Annotated in this window: 15 protein-coding genes; 8 read left to right on the top strand and 7 right to left on the bottom strand. The window is 60.1% G+C overall.

Annotation, left to right across the window (positions count from 1 at the left end):
* Nucleotides 1-147: 147 nt before the first annotated feature.
* From BT204_RS11985 to BT204_RS11970, 4 genes are all read right to left on the bottom strand, one after another.
* Nucleotides 148-561, bottom strand: a complete 414-nt coding sequence (locus BT204_RS11985; protein ID WP_054899095.1) for a SufE family protein — start codon at nucleotides 559-561, stop codon at nucleotides 148-150.
* A complete protein-coding gene (locus BT204_RS11980; protein ID WP_072446908.1) occupies nucleotides 558-1,763 on the bottom strand; it encodes an aminotransferase class V-fold PLP-dependent enzyme in 1,206 nt (401 codons plus the stop codon). The genes BT204_RS11985 and BT204_RS11980 overlap by 4 nt, the downstream gene beginning before the upstream one ends.
* Nucleotides 1,764-1,830: 67 nt before the next feature.
* On the bottom strand, nucleotides 1,831-2,865 hold the full coding sequence (gene dapD, locus BT204_RS11975) for a 2,3,4,5-tetrahydropyridine-2,6-dicarboxylate N-succinyltransferase (RefSeq protein WP_034126827.1): 1,035 nt from the start codon (nucleotides 2,863-2,865) through the stop codon (nucleotides 1,831-1,833).
* A 31-nt stretch (nucleotides 2,866-2,896) separates the two neighbouring features.
* Nucleotides 2,897-3,259, bottom strand: a complete 363-nt coding sequence (locus BT204_RS11970; RefSeq protein ID WP_014717227.1) for an ArsC family reductase — start codon at nucleotides 3,257-3,259, stop codon at nucleotides 2,897-2,899.
* 225 nt (nucleotides 3,260-3,484) lie between these two features.
* Between BT204_RS11970 and BT204_RS11965 the strand changes: the two genes are divergently transcribed.
* Nucleotides 3,485-5,128 carry a Na+/H+ antiporter gene (locus tag BT204_RS11965; protein ID WP_072446906.1) on the top strand — a complete coding sequence of 548 codons (1,644 nt, stop codon included), beginning with the start codon at nucleotides 3,485-3,487 and terminating at the stop codon, nucleotides 5,126-5,128.
* A gap of 11 nt (nucleotides 5,129-5,139) precedes the next feature.
* Here BT204_RS11965 and dapC read toward each other — a convergent pair whose 3' ends face one another.
* The 3 genes from dapC to map form a co-directional block, all read right to left on the bottom strand.
* Complete coding sequence (gene dapC / locus BT204_RS11960; protein WP_034126829.1) at nucleotides 5,140-6,339, bottom strand: succinyldiaminopimelate transaminase; 1,200 nt, start codon at nucleotides 6,337-6,339, stop codon at nucleotides 5,140-5,142.
* A 135-nt stretch (nucleotides 6,340-6,474) separates the two neighbouring features.
* The gene (locus BT204_RS11955) at nucleotides 6,475-9,177 is read right to left on the bottom strand and encodes a [protein-PII] uridylyltransferase (RefSeq protein ID WP_034126830.1); all 2,703 of its coding nucleotides are present in this window, start codon (nucleotides 9,175-9,177) and stop codon (nucleotides 6,475-6,477) included.
* Between the two features lie 64 nt (nucleotides 9,178-9,241).
* Entirely contained in the window at nucleotides 9,242-10,024 is a 783-nt protein-coding gene (gene map, locus BT204_RS11950; protein WP_003189156.1) for a type I methionyl aminopeptidase, read from the bottom strand.
* 388 nt (nucleotides 10,025-10,412) lie between these two features.
* Here map and rpsB point away from each other — a divergent pair, with 388 nt between their 5' ends.
* From rpsB to ispC, 7 genes are all read left to right on the top strand, one after another.
* Nucleotides 10,413-11,150: a 30S ribosomal protein S2 gene (gene rpsB / locus BT204_RS11945; protein ID WP_003189158.1), complete on the top strand. Its 738-nt coding sequence runs from the start codon at nucleotides 10,413-10,415 to the stop codon at nucleotides 11,148-11,150.
* 191 nt (nucleotides 11,151-11,341) lie between these two features.
* Nucleotides 11,342-12,205, top strand: a complete 864-nt coding sequence (gene tsf / locus BT204_RS11940; RefSeq protein ID WP_005785711.1) for a translation elongation factor Ts — start codon at nucleotides 11,342-11,344, stop codon at nucleotides 12,203-12,205.
* Nucleotides 12,206-12,415: 210 nt separating this feature from the next.
* On the top strand, nucleotides 12,416-13,159 hold the full coding sequence (gene pyrH / locus BT204_RS11935) for a UMP kinase (RefSeq protein WP_003189161.1): 744 nt from the start codon (nucleotides 12,416-12,418) through the stop codon (nucleotides 13,157-13,159).
* Entirely contained in the window at nucleotides 13,156-13,713 is a 558-nt protein-coding gene (gene frr, locus BT204_RS11930) for a ribosome recycling factor (protein ID WP_003189163.1), read from the top strand. The genes pyrH and frr overlap by 4 nt, the downstream gene beginning before the upstream one ends.
* A 17-nt stretch (nucleotides 13,714-13,730) precedes the next feature.
* Complete coding sequence (gene uppS, locus BT204_RS11925) at nucleotides 13,731-14,486, top strand: polyprenyl diphosphate synthase (protein WP_054899097.1); 756 nt, start codon at nucleotides 13,731-13,733, stop codon at nucleotides 14,484-14,486.
* On the top strand, nucleotides 14,487-15,293 hold the full coding sequence (locus BT204_RS11920; RefSeq protein ID WP_034126832.1) for a phosphatidate cytidylyltransferase: 807 nt from the start codon (nucleotides 14,487-14,489) through the stop codon (nucleotides 15,291-15,293).
* The gene (gene ispC / locus BT204_RS11915; RefSeq protein ID WP_072446904.1) at nucleotides 15,290-16,480 is read left to right on the top strand and encodes a 1-deoxy-D-xylulose-5-phosphate reductoisomerase; all 1,191 of its coding nucleotides are present in this window, start codon (nucleotides 15,290-15,292) and stop codon (nucleotides 16,478-16,480) included. The genes BT204_RS11920 and ispC overlap by 4 nt, the downstream gene beginning before the upstream one ends.
* Nucleotides 16,481-16,507 lie beyond the last annotated feature (27 nt).

Genomic DNA, 16,507 nt, shown 5'->3' with positions numbered 1-16,507 from the left:
TCCCTGTCGAATTCCGGCCAGCGTGGTTTAACGGGGCGCCTAAGATCAAAAGCAGATCAAGAGCGGCTCGCTTCGCATCGTGGTTACCGTTGAGCTAACAGAGTTATGTAGATACCTATGGCTATCGCAGGCAAGCCAGCTCCCACATTATTTCTGTGTACGCGTCAGGTCTCGCATGCGTTGCAGTACGGCATTCAAGCCATTGCTGCGCGACGGCGATAGTTGGCGCGACAGGCCCAGTTGATTGAACCAGCCAGGCAGGTCGACCGCTTGCAATTGATCAGCCGACAACCCATTGACCCGTGCCAGCAGCAACGCCACCAACCCGCGAATCATCCGTGCCTCGCTGCTCGCAGCAAACTGCCAATGGCCATCCTGCAAGCGCCCCACCAGCCACACCAGGCTTTCGCAACCTTGCACCAGGTTAGCATCGACCTTTTCGTCATCAGCCAGGGCGGGCAAGCGTTCACCCCATTGCATCAGCATCCGTGCGCGCTGCTCCCAGCTGCCCACGGCCTGGAAGGCTTCCAGCGCGGCTTGTGCCTCCAGCGGCAAGCTCATCGCAGCATGTCCAGCGCCTGGTCCAGCGCTTCAAAAAAGCGTTCCAGGTCGTCGGAATCGTTGTAGAGCGCCAGGGACACTCGGATTGCGCCTGACAGATGCATTGCCTTCAATAATGGCATCGCGCAGTGATGACCGGCACGCACAGCAATGCCTTGCTCGGTCAGCAGGTGGGCGAGGTCGGCGTTGTGCACGCCCTCCACCACAAAACTCACCAGCGCCACCTGTGGCGATCCCAACACGCGTACACCATTGCGTGCCTTAAGCCCACGCAGCAGGTAGTCATGCAGGGCGGCTTCGTGGGCGATCACCGCCGAGGCATCCAGCGAGCTCAGGTAATCCAGGCTCGCGCCCAGGCCGATCACGCTGGCAATCGGTGGGGTGCCGGCTTCAAAGCCCAGCGGCGCGGGGCGAAAGCTGGCGCTGTGGTAGTCGGCCTGTTGCACCATCTCGCCGCCGAACTGCCAGTGGCGCAGGTGGTGCAGGGCCTCATTACGGCCATACAGCACGCCGACGCCGTCCGGGCCGTAGAGTTTGTGGCTGGAGAACACGTAGAAGTCGCAGCCCAGGGTCTGTACGTCGTGGCGGCCATGGACGATGCCTTGGGCGCCGTCCACCACCGTGAGGGCGCCATGTGCCTGGGCCAGCGCCAGCAAGGCTTGCAGCGGCTGCCAGGCACCGAGCACGTTGGACAACTGGCTCACCGCCAGCAGGCGCGTGCGCGGGCCAATCAGGCGGGCTGCGGCGTCCAGGTCGATTACGCCTTCATCGTCCAGGGGTAATACCACCAGCGTGAGCGCGCGGCGTTTGGCCAATTGCTGCCAGGGCAACAGGTTGGCGTGGTGTTCCAGGGCGCTGATGGCAATCTCATCGCCCGCATTGAATAAGTGTTCCAGGCCATAGGCCAGGAGGTTCAGCGCAGACGTTGCGCCGTGGGTAAACACAACCTGCCCGCTGTCACCTGCGTTCAACCACTGCGCGACCTTGCTGCGGCTGTCTTCAAAGGCCTGGGTAGCATGGGCCCCGGGCAAATGCTGGGCACGGTGCACATTCGCTGCGCCATTGGCGTAGTAATGACTGATGGCATCCAGCAGGGCTTGGGGTTTTTGCGTGGTGGCGGCGCTGTCCAGATAGGTCTGGTCTTGCCGTTGCAGGGTGGCGATGGCCGGGAAATCGGCGCGCCAGGGGGAGGGCACAAGCATGGTGATCAAGACTCGTATAAGCGAGCCGCCCCCGAAGGTGCGGCCGCTAGTGGCATCGAGTGGCTGCTTAGTTGTGAGCGTGCAGCGCTTCGTTCAGTTCGATGGCCGATTTGTGGGTTTTGCACTCCACGGCACCGGTCTCGGAGTTACGACGGAACAGCAGGTCTGGCTGGCCAGCCAACTCACGCGCCTTGACCACCTTGACCAGTTGGTTCTGCTCATCCAGCAGGGCAACCTTGGTGCCGGCGGTGATGTAGAGGCCCGACTCCACTGTGTTGCGGTCGCCCAATGGGATACCGGTACCGGCGTTGGCGCCGATCAGGCAGCCTTCGCCCACCTTGATTACGATATTGCCGCCGCCCGACAGGGTGCCCATGGTGGAGCAACCGCCGCCCAGGTCCGAGCCCTTGCCGACGAATACGCCCGCCGATACGCGGCCTTCGATCATGCCCGGGCCTTCGGTGCCCGCGTTGAAGTTGACGAAGCCTTCGTGCATCACGGTGGTGCCTTCGCCTACGTACGCGCCCAGGCGGATACGTGCAGCGTCAGCGATACGCACGCCAGCCGGTACGACGTAGTCGGTCATTTTCGGGAACTTGTCTACCGAGAACACTTCCAGCAGGTCGCCACGCAGGCGCGCTTCCAGTTGGCGCTCGGCCAGTTCATTGATGTCGATAGCGCCCTGGCTGGTCCAGGCCACGTTCGGCAACTGCGGGAACACGCCGGCCAGGCTCAGGCCGTGGGGCTTGACCAGGCGATGGGACAGCAGGTGCAGCTTGAGGTAGGCCTCAGGCGTGGAGGTCAGCGCTGCGTCTTCGGCCAGCAAGGTCGCGACCAGCGGCGTGTGGCTTTCAGCCAGGCGGCTGAGCAGGGCGGCCTGGGCAGCATCGACGCCTTTGAGCGCGTCGGCCAGTTGCAGGGCCTGGCTCACGGTGAAGGTGATCGCCTGGTTGCCTTCGGTGTAACCGAGGATCGGTGCGATGGCGGCAACGATTTCAGCCGATGGATTGAGCAAGGGTTGTGCGTAAAACACTTCCAGCCAAGCACCTTGGCGGTTCTGAGTGCCGACGCCGAAGCCCAGGCTGAACAGGGAATTGGACATGCTGTTACCTCTACAAAAATGGAAGGCTGGCCTACTTGAGGGCCGCCGAATAACTATCTGGCTTGAAGCCAATCAGGGTTCTGTCACCGAGATCGAGCACCGGGCGCTTGATCATCGAGGGTTGTGCGAGCATCAATTCAATGGCTTTCGACTGATCGAGATCGGCTTTGCGTTCGTCTTCGAGTTTGCGAAAGGTGGTGCCCGCACGGTTCAAAACCACCTGCCAACCGTGCTCATTGCACCATTGGGTCAAGTGTTCACGGTCGATACCGGCCGTTTTGTAGTCATGGAACTCATAGCTCACCCCGTGCTCATCGAGCCAGGTGCGCGCCTTTTTCATGGTGTCGCAGGCTTTGATGCCGAAAAGGTGCAAGGTTTTGCTTGAAGCACTCAAGGAATTGCCCCCCTTTGGACGTATGAAAATGAAAGATCGCCGATTATGCCACGACCAGCGGGTTTCGGCGCCGCTCGTCAACAGCGTGCGACTTTTGCGCAAAGTGCCAGTGCGCAGCATAGGCGAGTAACATAGCCAGGTAACATAGCCGGGTAATATGGCACTTCAACGGCCAGTTGTTGCCTGATGTGTCGTTGCAAGCCGATTGTCCGGGAAACCCGCGTTATGCAAACCGCCTACACCGTTCTTATCCTGCTGATGCTGGTCAGCTTTTCGCGCCTGATCGGGCGCATCATTCCACTGCCCTTGCCCCTGGTGCAGATCGCCGCCGGCGCCTTGCTGGCCTGGCCCACGTTGGGGCTGCATGTGGCGCTGGACCCGGAGCTGTTCCTGTTTCTGTTCCTGCCGCCACTGTTGTTTTCCGATGGTTGGCGCATGCCCAAGCGCGAGTTGTGGCGCCTGCGTGGTCCGATCCTGACGTTGGCGGTGGGGCTGGTGCTGTTCACCGTGGTGGGCGCTGGTTACTTTATTCATTGGTTGCAGCCCTCGATCCCCTTGCCGGTGGCCTTTGCCCTGGCAGCGGTTTTATCCCCGACGGACGCCGTGGCGGTATCGGCCATTTCCCAGAACCGTTTGCCCAAGCCGCTGATGCACATGCTCCAGGGCGAGGCCTTGATGAATGACGCGTCGGGCCTGGTGACTTTCAAGTTCGCCCTGGCCGCGGCGTTGACCGGAGTCTTTTCCCTGGCGGATGCCAGCCTGACGTTTGTGTTGGTGGCGGTGGGCGGGCTGGCGATCGGCGTGGCGTTGAGCTGGTTGGTCGGCCGCCTGCGCGCCTGGATGATCGCGCGCGGGTGGGATGACCCGGCGACCCATGTGGTGTTCATGTTGTTGCTGCCCTTTGCTGCGTACGTACTGGCTGAACGCCTGGGCGCGTCCGGCATCCTCTCGGCGGTGGCAGCGGGCATGATGCAAAGCTGGCTCGACCTGCTGCCGCGCCAGACCAGCACGCGCTTGCTCAACCGCAGCGTGTGGTCGTTGGTGGAGTTTGCCTTTAACGGCCTGATCTTCCTGCTGCTCGGTCTGCAACTGCCTGACATCATCAAGGCCGTGGTCAGCCATGAAACCACGCTGTGGCCCACCTTGATGTATCGCTGCCTGGATGTGGTGGCGATCTTCCTGGTGCTGGTGGTATTGCGCTTCATCTGGGTGCAAAGCATCTGGCGGCTGTCGGGGTTGCTGCGCAGGCTACGTGGCAAAAACGCGCTGACCCTGGTGCCGACGGCCCGTTCCTGCTGGTTGTTGACCGTCGGCGGTGTACGCGGTGCGGTGACCCTGGCGGGCGTCATGTCGGTGCCCTTGCTGTTGGCGCCTGGCCAGGATTTCCCTGAGCGTGACCTGCTGATCTTTATCGCTGCCGGTGTGATCCTGTTATCACTGGTCGCTGCCTGTATCGCGCTGCCGCTGCTGTTACGCGGCGTCGAGAATAGCCCGGATGAAAAACGCCACAAAGAAGTGCGCGAAGCCTGGAAAAAGACCGCCGTGGCCGCGATTCATGCACTGGAGGCCGACGAGCCAGCCGAGGCCGACACGCCGGACGCCGCCCAGGCGGCATTGGCTACCGAACTGAAGGCACGGCTGATGTCGGAATATCGCCATCAATTGGAAGTCTTCAACGATTCGGCTGAAGCTCAGGCGCTGGCGCAGCAAATGGACCTGCTTGAGCGCAAGCTGCGGCTCAAGGCTCTGCGCGCGCAACGGTTGGAATTGTACAGCTTGAGCCGTCACCACCAGATTGGTGATGACGTATTGAGGGAGGTGCTGGCGGAATTGGATATGAGCGAGGCGAATTTGGGTCACATGAAGTGACCCGTAAGCCCTTAACGGCGACGCTGGATAAAGTCGCGAATCCGCTCAGCCGCTTCCACGCATTCGGCCAACGGCGCAACCAATGCCAGGCGCACACGCCCCGCACCTGGGTTAAAGCCGTCCACTTCCCGCGACAGGTAAGAGCCCGGCACCACCGTCACATGTTCTTCCACGAACAAATCGCGGCAGAAGGCGGCGTCATCGCCTTGTACATTCGGCCACAGGTAAAAGCCGCCGTCCGGGCTTTGCACGTCCAGCACCGGCTTGAGGATCGCCAGCACTGCGTCGAACTTCTCGCGGTACAGGTCACGGTTGGCCAGTACATGGGCCTCGTCCTGCCAGGCGGCGATGCTGGCCAACTGGGTTTGCACCGGCATCGCGCAGCCATGGTAGGTGCGGTACAGCAAAAAGGCCTTGAGGATCTCGGCGTCGCCGGCCACGAAGCCTGAACGCAGGCCTGGCAGGTTGGAGCGCTTGGATAGGCTGTGGAATACCACACAACGCTTGAAGTCCTGACGGCCCAGTTCGACGCAGGCGCTGAGCAGGCCCGGGGGTGGGGTTTGTTCGTCGAAGTACAGTTCGCTGTAGCATTCGTCGGCGGCGATGACGAAATCGTATTTATCGGCCAGGGCGATGAGTTTTTTCAGCGTGGCGACTGGAATCAGCGCACCGGTCGGGTTACCGGGGGAGCACAGGAACAGGATCTGGCAACGTTTCCAGATATCCGCAGAGACAGCATCGAAGTCTGGATTGAAGCCGTTGCTATCCAGGCACGGCAGGTAATGCGGCTTGGCCCCGGCCAGGAACGCGGCGCCTTCGTAGATCTGGTAGAACGGGTTGGGGCTCACCACCAGTGCATCGTCGCCACGGTTGACCACGGTCTGGGTGAAGGCAAACAGCGCCTCGCGCGTACCGTTGACCGGCAGGATGTTGCGCGCCGGGTCCAGCCAGCCCTTGGGCACGTTGAAGCGGCGTTCGCACCAGGCGCCGATGGCTTCACGCAGTGCCGGGATACCCAACGTGGTGGGGTACACCGCCATTTGATCGAGGTTATTGCTCAAGGCCTCGGCAACGAAGGCCGGTGACGTGTGCTTGGGCTCGCCGATGGACAGTGCGATCGGGCGTTTGTCCGGGTTCGGCGTCACGCTGCCGAGCAGGGCGCGCAGCTTCTCGAAGGGGTAGGGCTGCAACTGGTTAAGGGCGTTGTTCATATAAGCCTCTATCACGGTGAGCGCGGATCTGTGGGAGCTGGCCTGCCTGCGATCTGCGGTCGATCGGACGGGCCGAGGTGTCTGCATCGCAGGCAAGCCGGCTCCCACATGACTCGTGTTCACAAAGTTAAGAATTCAAATAGTCAGTCTGGTCAGCTCGACACCGGGTTCCTGGGTCACGCTCAACTGCTCCACGATTGCCGCCTGTAAACGCAGGCACAGCTCCGGGTCGGACAGTGGCTGGTTGTCGGCATCGGTGATAAAGAACACGTCTTCCACCCGCTCGCCCAGGGTCGCAATCTTGGCATTTTGCAATGACAGGTCGAACTCCAGGAAAATCCCGCCGATACGCGCCAGCAGGCCTGGGCGATCCGGTGCGCTGAGCTCCAGCACCGTCACCGGGCGCTGTGCGTCGTTGGAAATGGTCACCTGAGGCGCAAAGGCAAAATGCTTGAGCTGGCGCGGCACCCGGCGCTGGATGATGGTGGGGTAGTCGTCGGGGTTGCGCAGGGCTTCGGTGAGGCCCTCGCGGATCTTTTTCACGCGCGCCGGGTTGTCGCCAATCGAGTCGCCGTCGGCGTCGAGCACGATGTAGGTGTCGAGGGTGAACTGGCTGCTGGAGGTGATGACCCGGGCGTCATGGATGTTCAGGTTGAGCTGGTCCATGGCCGCCACGGTCACGGCGAAGAAGTCGTGCTGGTCGGGCGCGTAAATGAAGATCTGCGTGCCGCCTTCGAATTCGCGCTGGGTGGTTTCCTTGATCAAGACCAACGGGCCGCCATCGGCGGGTTGCTGCAGGATTGCGTCACTGTGCCAGGCCACGTCGCCGGCGGTGTGGCGCAGGAAGTAATCATCACCCAGTTGCGACCAGAGTTGCTCGACGTCGTCCGGGTCGTTACCGCCGCGCACCAGGATATCCAGGGCTGCGCTTTGGGTGCGGCGGATCTGCTCTTCGCGGTCCACCGGGTTCTCCAGGCCACGGCGCAGGGCGCGCTTGGTTTCGGTGTACAGCTGGCGCAACAGGCTGGCACGCCAGGAGTTCCACAGCGTGGGGTTAGTGGCGTTGATATCGGAGACGGTCAGCACATAGAGGTAGTCGAGACGGGTCTCATCGCCGACGATGCCGGCAAAGTCGTGAATCACCTGTGGGTCGGACAAGTCCTTGCGCTGGGCCGTGGTCGACATCACCAGGTGGTTCTGCACCAGCCAGACAATCAGGCGGCTGTCCCACAACGGCAACTGGTGGCGCTGGCAGAAGGCTTCGGCATCCACCGCGCCGATCTCCGAGTGGTCGCCATGCCGGCCCTTGCCGATGTCGTGGTACAAGCCGGCCAGGTAAATCAACTCGGGCTTGGGCAGCTTGGCCATCAGCTTACTGGCCAGCGGGAATTTCTCTGACACCTGCGTGTACTGCAACTTACGCAGGTGCTTGATCAGGTTCAGGGTGTGGGCATCGACGGTATAGATATGGAACAGGTCGTGCTGCATCTGCCCGACGATAAAGCCGAACTCCGGCAGGTAGCGCCCCAGAATGCCGTAGCGGTTCATGCGCCGCAGGTTGCGATGGATGCCGATGCGGCACTTGAACAGCTCGATAAACAGGCTGGTATTGCGAATGTCGTTGCGAAAATCGTCGTCGATCAGGTGACGGTTTTCCCGCAGCAAGCGGATGGTATCGGCGCGCACGCCTTTGATCTCCGGCTGCTGGGCCATCAACACGAAGATTTCCAGCATGGCGAACGGGGTGCGGCGGAACACGTTGTCGTTGCGTGCTTCGATATAGCCGTCGTGCAACTGGAAACGCGCATTGATCGGCTGCGGTGGCGCTTCGTCTTCGGGGGCCAGGATCACTTCTTCGAAGTGCTGGATGATCAAGTCGCTGAGCTGGGCAATGCTCATGACTACCCGGTAATACTGCTGCATGAAGCTCTCGATGCTGGTCTTCGCATCTTCGCCTTCAAAGCCCAGAAGGGTAGCGATAGAGCGCTGGTGATCGAAGAGCAGGCGGTCTTCGGAACGACCGGCCAGCATGTGCAGGGCGTAGCGCACCTTCCACAGGAATTCCTGGGACGAGGCCAGCAGGGAATTTTCGCTCTCCACCAGAAAGCCTTCGCCGGCCAGGGCGCGCAGGTTCAGCGTGCCGTATTGACGGCGCGCCACCCACAAGATTGTCTGGATATCCCGCAGCCCACCGGGTGAGCCTTTGACGTTGGGTTCCAGGTTGTATTCGGTGTCGTTGTACTTGTGGTGCCGGGCTTTTTGCTCGGCGCGCTTGGCCAGGAAAAAGTCTTTGCTTGGCCACATGTGTGCGGTACTGGTGACTTCGAGCATGCGCTGGCGCAGGCGCTCGGGGCCGCAGATGGTGCGGCTTTCCATCAGGTTGGTGACCACCGTCAGATCGGCACGGGCCTCTTCGGCGCATTCGTCCACCGAGCGTACGCTCTGGCCGACTTCCAGGCCGATGTCCCACAGCAACGTCAGAAAGCGCTCGATGGAATCGCGAAAGATCTCGTGATCGGCCTGGTCCAGCAGGATCAGCAGGTCGATGTCGGAGTAGGGGTGCAGTTCGCCGCGACCGTAGCCGCCGACCGCCACCAGGGCGATATCGGCGTCGAAACTCCAATTGAACTGCTCCCAGGCCTTTTGCAGGATGTTATCGACGAACCAGGCGCGGTCTTCGATCAGGCGGCGAATATCCCGGCCGCTGCGAAAGCGCGCATCGAGCACCTCGCGGGCTTGGCGGATGGCCTTCTTGAAGGCGGCGATGGGGCTTGCCTTCAGTGCCAGCTCGGCCTGGAATTGGCCACGGTCGAAGAGTTCGGGATCCACCTGGGGCATCGTTCGGCTTTCCTTTCTATCTATCAGTCAGTCACAACACGTTGCGGGAAAACCTGGGCGACCTTCAGGCAGAAACGCGTGGGATGGTGTCGTCAGCGCGCAGGGTGAAGATCTCGTAGCCGGTGTCGGTGACCAGCAGGGTGTGCTCCCACTGGGCCGAGAGCTTGCGGTCCTTGGTGATGGCGGTCCAGCCGTCGCCCAGCACCTTGGTGTCGGCCTTGCCCTGGTTGATCATCGGTTCGATGGTGAACGTCATGCCGGCCTTGAGTTCCATGCCGGTGCCGGCGCGGCCGTAGTGTAGAATCTGCGGCTCTTCGTGGAACACCTTGCCGATACCGTGGCCGCAGAACTCGCGCACCACCGAGAAGCCGTTCTTTTCCGCGTGCTTCTGGATCACTTCACCGATGTCACCCAGGCGGCAGCCGGGCTTGACGATCTCGATGGCCTTGTACATGCATTCCTGGGTGACCTGGGACAGACGCTCGGCCCATACCGGCACATTACCGACGTGGAACATGCGGCTGGTGTCGCCGTGGTAACCATCCTTGATCACCGTGACGTCGATGTTCAGGGTGTCGCCGTCTTTCAGTGGCTTGTCACCGGGAATGCCGTGGCAGACCACGTGGTTGATCGAGGTGCAGATCGACTTGGGGAAGCCTTTGTAATTCAGCGGGGCAGGGATGGCTTTTTGCACGTCGACTATATAGTCGTGGCAAATGCGGTCCAGCGCTTCGGTGGTGACGCCGGGCTTGACGTGTTCGGCGATCATTTCCAGCACGTCGGCAGCCAGTTTGCCGGCAACGCGCATGCCTGCGATGTCTTCGGCGGTTTTCAAGGTAACGGTCATACAGGCTCTCTCTAGCGCGACGCGCTGAAATCAATACGGTTCACGGGGAGCGCGACAAAGGGGTATAGCATTCGCGCAAGTCCCAAAAAACGCGATTCTAACAGACGATGCTGGCAAATCATGCGCGTCTGGTGATCGCTTCTCTCTATGAGGTAGAGGCATGTTGGCTGTATTCAAGGGCTTACGCAAAGACGACGACCGGCAAGTGTGATTGCGGGTTTCGTTTTTGCCGATGCTGTGGTATAAAATGCGCCGCTTTCCGGGGATACCCCGCAAAGCTTAAATCCACACACGTGTCGACACGATGACCTGGGTGCCGGAGGCCTTGATGCCGCTGGTTGGTCATTGGGATACGTGGAGGCCAAACCCGACTTATTAAGGAACTATCATGTCCCAAGTCAACATGCGCGATATGCTGAAGGCCGGTGTGCACTTCGGTCACCAGACCCGTTACTGGAACCCGAAAATGGGTAAGTACATTTTCGGCGCGCGTAACAAGATTCACATTATCAACCTTGAAAAAACCCTGCCAATGTTCAACGAAGCGCTGACTTTCGTAGAGCGTCTGGCTCAGGGCAAAAACAAGATCCTGTTCGTCGGCACCAAGCGTTCCGCTGGCAAGATCGTTGCTGAAGAAGCAGCACGTTGCGGTTCGCCGTACGTCGATCACCGCTGGTTGGGCGGCATGCTGACCAACTTCAAAACCATCCGTGCTTCCATCAAGCGTCTGCGTGACCTTGAAGTGCAAGCCGAAGACGGTACTTTCGCCAAGCTGACCAAGAAAGAAGCGCTGATGCGCTCCCGTGACCTGGAAAAGCTCGATCGTTCCCTGGGTGGTATCAAGGACATGGGCGGTCTGCCTGACGCACTGTTCGTTATCGACGTTGATCACGAGCGCATCGCGATCACCGAAGCCAACAAGCTGGGTATCCCGGTTATCGGCGTAGTCGATACCAACAGCAGCCCGGAAGGCGTTGACTACATCATCCCAGGCAACGATGACGCAATCCGCGCTATCCAGCTGTACATGGGTTCGATGGCTGACGCTGTAATCCGTGGTCGCAACCACGTTGCTGGTGGTACCGAGCAGTTCGTTGAAGAAGCTCCGGTAGCTGCCGCTGAGTAATTGACGCCCTGGCGTTGACTCAGTAAGCAAAAAGGGGGCTTGGCCCCCTTTTTGCCACCTCGAAAACCATTTGTCGGCAGCGCAGCTACATTATTTGTAACGTGCAGCGGCCTACAACGGAGATTCGGGAAGAATTGATCGCCCGTTTGATCGGGTGGAATGGTTGAAAACCTATCCAAGAGGATTTTGAAATGGCAGAGATTACTGCAGCGTTGGTTAAAGAACTGCGTGAGCGTACCGGCGAAGGCATGATGGATTGCAAAAAGGCCTTGACCAAGGCCGGCGGCGACATCGAAAAAGCCATTGATGACATGCGTGCTTCCGGCGCCATCAAGGCTGCCAAGAAAGCAGGCAACGTGGCTGCTGAAGGCGCTATCGCTCTGAAAGAAGACGGCAAATCCGCCGTTCTGCTGGAAGTGAACTCCCAGACCGACTTCCTGGCTCTGCAGGATGACTTCAAGGCATTCGTTGCAGCCAGCGTCGAAAAAGCTTTCGCTGACAAGCTGACCACTGTTGAGCCTCTGATCGAAGCTCAAGAAGCAGCTCGCCTGGTACTGGTCGGCAAGGTTGGCGAGAACGTCAACATCCGTCGCCTGGTTCGCGTTGAAGGTGATGTAGTTGGTGGCTACCTGCACGGCAACAAAATCGGTGTTGCAGTTGTTCTGAAAGGCGGCGACGTTGAGCTGGCCAAAGACATCGCGATGCACGTTGCTGCAAGCAACCCTGAGTTCCTGCTGCCTTCGGAAGTTTCGGCAGAAGCGATCGAGCGTGAAAAAGCTGTGTTCCTGCAGTTGAACGAAGAAAAAATCAAAGGCAAGCCAGAAAACATTGTTGAGAACATGGTCAAAGGCCGTATCAGCAAGTTCCTGGCCGAAGCAAGCCTGGTTGAGCAGGCGTTCGTCAAGAACCCTGAAATCAAGGTTGGCGAACTGGCCAAGAAAGCCGGTGCTGAAATCGTTTCCTTCACTTACTTCAAAGTAGGCGAAGGCATCGAGAAGCCGGTCGACAACTTCGCTGAAGAAGTTGCTGCCCAGCTGGCTGCCGCCAAGCAATAAGACAGTTCCAAACTGTCGCCGAAAGAGGCTGCCCGCTCACGCGCGCAGCCTCTTTTCAAATGGGAAGGCCAATTTTATTTGGTTTCCTCTCGGAACTGGCTTACAAAGCCGTGTTCCGATGGCGCTGTGACAGCGTCCAGCTAGAGTGAACGCAAGCCGTAAACGGCTCGCCAAGAATTTTTAAAAAATACGCCGCAGGAGAGATTCGCAATGGCTCAGCAGGGCAGTGGTTATCAGGCTCGCTATAAACGCATTCTACTCAAGCTCAGCGGCGAGGCCCTGATGGGCTCGGAAGAGTTCGGGATCGACCCCAAGGTGCTTGACCGCATGGCGCTGGAAGTCGGCCAGTTGGTCGGTATCGGCGTGCAGGTCGGCCTGGTGATTGGTGGTGGCAACCTGTTCCGCGGTGCGGCACTGAGTGCGGCCGGTATGGACCGGGTTACCGGCGACCACATGGGCATGCTGGCCACTGTGATGAACGCCCTCGCCATGCGCGACGCCCTGGAGCGCGCCAACATCTCGGCCATCGTGATGTCGGCAATTTCCATGGTTGGCGTGACCGATCACTATGATCGCCGCAAAGCCATGCGCCACCTGAACTCCAAGGAAGTGGTGATCTTTGCTGCTGGCACAGGTAACCCGTTCTTCACTACCGACTCGGCCGCATGCCTGCGTGCTATCGAAATCGATGCTGACGTGGTGTTGAAGGCGACCAAGGTGGATGGCGTATACACTGCAGACCCATTCAAAGACCCGCATGCCGAGAAGTTCGATCATCTGACCTACGATGAAGTACTGGATCGCAAGCTGGGTGTCATGGACCTGACCGCTATCTGCCTGTGCCGCGACCACAAGATGCCGCTGCGCGTATTTAACATGAACAAGCCCGGCGCCCTGCTGAATATCGTACACGGCGGCGCAGAAGGGACTCTGATCGAGGAAGGCCAACAATGATCAACGAAATCAAGAAAGACGCCCAGGCGCGTATGCAGAAATCCCTGGAATCCTTGAGCCACGCCTTTGGCCAGATCCGTACTGGCAAGGCGCACCCAAGCATCCTGGGCAGCGTGATGGTGCCTTACTACGGTTCCGACACCCCGCTGAGCGGCGTGGCCAACGTGACCGTGAAGGATTCGCGTACCCTGCAAGTTGTTGCCTTCGAGCGCAACATGCTCGCCGCCGTCGACAAGGCTATCCAGAGTGCCGGCCTGAACCTCAACCCGACCAACCTGGGCGAGTTGCTGCTGATCTCCATGCCAGCCCTGACCGAAGAAACCCGCAAGGGCTTCACCAAGCAGGCGCGCAGTGCTGCTGAAGATGCGCGCGTTGCCGTGCGTAACATCCGCCGCGATGCACTGGGCGACCTGAAGAAACTGGTCAAGGACAAGGAAATCAGCGAAGACGAAGAGCGCCGTGCCGTCGCTGATATCGACAAGCTGACCAAGGACGCCGAAGCCCAGATCACCAAGGCGACCGAAGAAAAAGAAAAGGACCTGATGGCCGTATAAGGGGTCAGGACGCCTTCATGGAAAAGACCAAGCAGACTGTGCCCTCCGTGGTGCCGCGCCATGTCGCGATCATCATGGATGGGAATAATCGCTGGGCGAAAAAACGCTTTATGCCGGGTGTTGCCGGGCATAAAGCGGGTGTTGACGCGGTAAGGGCGGTGATTGAGGTGTGCGCCGAGGCAAAGGTTGAAGTATTGACCTTGTTCGCGTTCTCCAGTGAGAACTGGCAGCGACCCGCCGATGAAGTCAGTGCCTTGATGGACCTGTTCTTCAAGGCTCTGCGTCGTGAGGCCAAGCGCCTCAACGACAACAACATCAGTCTGCGTATCATCGGTGATCGCTCGCGGTTCCATCCGGAGCTGCAAGCTGCCATGCGCGAAGCCGAGGCCATCACTGCCGGTAGTAACCGTTTTGTGTTGCAGATCGCAGCCAACTACGGTGGTCAGTGGGATATTGCCCAGGCTGCGCAGCGGCTGGCCCGCGAAGTGCAGGCCGGCCATCTGCGCCCGGACGACATCACGCCCCAACTGTTGCAAACCTGCCTGGTGACCGGCGACCTGCCGTTGCCGGACTTGTGCATTCGCACCGGTGGCGAGCATCGCATCAGCAATTTCCTGCTGTGGCAGTTGGCCTACACCGAGCTGTACTTCTCCGACCTGTTCTGGCCGGACTTCAAACACGAAGCCATGCGTAATGCACTGGCTGATTTCGCTTCCCGTCAGCGTCGCTTCGGTAAAACGAGCGAGCAGATCGAAGCTGGAGCCCGGGTTTAAATGCTTAAACAACGAATCATCACGGCGCTGATCCTGCTGCCGATTGCCTTGTGCGGTTTTTTCCTGCTCGACGGTTCCGGCTTTGCGCTGTTCATCGGCCTGGTTGTGACCCTTGGTGCGTGGGAGTGGGCGCGCCTGGCAGGCTTTGTCAACCAGTTGCCGCGTATGGCCTATGCCGCCTTGGTCGCGCTGTTGTTGTTCTTCATGTACATCCTGCCGGACATCGCGCCCTGGGTGCTGGGGGCTGCAGTGTTGTGGTGGGCGTTGGCGACTTTCCTGGTGCTCACCTATCCGCGCACCAGTAGCCAGTGGTCCAGCGTGGCCTGCAAGCTGGTGATTGGCCTGGCGATCCTCTTGCCGGCCTGGCAAGGGCTGGTGGAGATAAAGCGTTACCCGCTGGGCAACGAATTGATCCTGGCTGTGATGGTGTTGGTATGGGGCGCCGACATTGGTGCCTACTTCTCGGGGAGAGCCTTTGGCAAACGCAAGCTGGCCCCGGCCGTAAGCCCCGGCAAGAGCTGGGAAGGCGTATACGGCGGTCTGGCCTTGACGCTGCTGATCACCCTGGTGGTCGGTGTGGTGCGTGACTGGTCGGTAAAGGAAGTGCTTCTGGCCTTGCTTGGGACGGCTATCGTCGTCTTCATCTCGGTGGTGGGCGATCTTACCGAGAGCATGTTCAAACGCCAGGCGGGCATCAAGGACAGCAGTAACCTGCTGCCAGGTCATGGCGGTGTGCTTGACCGTATCGACAGCCTCACCGCCGCGCTGCCTATTTTTGCCGTGCTGTTGTGGATGATCGCTTCGTGAGCGGCCTGCAGCAGGTTACGGTGCTGGGTGCGACCGGCTCGGTCGGGCTCAGTACCCTGGATGTCATCGCGCGTCACCCCGATCGCTATCAGGTTTTCGCCCTGACCGGCTTCACGCGTTTGCGCGAGTTGCTGGCCTTGTGCGTGCGTCACTTGCCGCGCTTTGCCGTGGTGCCTGAGGCGGCTGCGGCTCGTAATCTGCAGGATGATCTGCGGGCTGCCGGGCTGGCCACTCAGGTATTGGTTGGCGAGGCAGGCTTATGCCAGGTCTCGGCCGACGCGGACGTGGATACGGTGGTGGCGGCGATTGTCGGTGCGGCAGGTTTGCGCCCGACCTTGGCGGCAGTCGATGCTGGCAAGAAAATCCTGCTGGCCAACAAAGAAGCTTTGGTCATGTCCGGCGCACTCTTTATGCAAGCGGTGCGTAAGAGCGGAGCGGTGCTGCTGCCTCTGGACAGCGAGCACAACGCCATCTTCCAGTGCATGCCCGGTGATTTTGCCCGCGGCTTGAGCCAGGTCGGCGTGCGCCGAATTCTGCTGACGGCATCGGGTGGCCCATTCCGCCAGACTCCGTCGGCCGAGCTGGACCATGTGTCTCCCGATCAGGCATGCGCTCACCCGAACTGGTCCATGGGGCGCAAAATCTCCGTGGATTCGGCGAGCATGATGAACAAGGGCCTGGAGTTGATCGAGGCATGCTGGCTGTTCGATGCGCGGCCTGATCAGGTTGAGGTGGTCATTCACCCACAAAGTGTGATCCATTCCCTGGTCGATTACGTGGATGGTTCGGTGTTGGCGCAATTGGGTAACCCGGACATGCGCACACCGATCGCCAACGCCTTGGCGTGGCCTGAGCGGATTGATTCCGGCGTAGCACCGTTGGACTTGTTTGCAATCGCGCGCCTGGACTTCGAAGCCCCGGACGAGCAGCGTTTCCCTTGTTTGCGCCTGGCGCGGCAAGCGGCCGAGGCGGGTAACAGTGCCCCGGCGATGCTTAACGCGGCCAACGAAGTTGCCGTGGCGGCGTTTCTTGAGCGGCGCATCCGCTTTCCGCAGATCGCGAGTATCATCGAGGACGTCCTGGCGCTTGAGCCGGTAGTGGCAGTGAATGACCTGGAGGCGGTGTTCGAGGCCGACACCAAGGCCCGAGCCCTGGCCGGGCAATGGTTGGATCGCAATGCGGGTTAGGCCGCGGGCAGGTTTGAGTCTTCAGGC

Source organism: Pseudomonas sp. NFPP02 (genome assembly GCF_900119355.1).
Lineage (GTDB): Bacteria > Pseudomonadota > Gammaproteobacteria > Pseudomonadales > Pseudomonadaceae > Aquipseudomonas > Aquipseudomonas paracarnis.
Note: the sequence above shows the minus strand (reverse complement) of the source record. Positions and strands in the feature narration are given on the sequence as shown.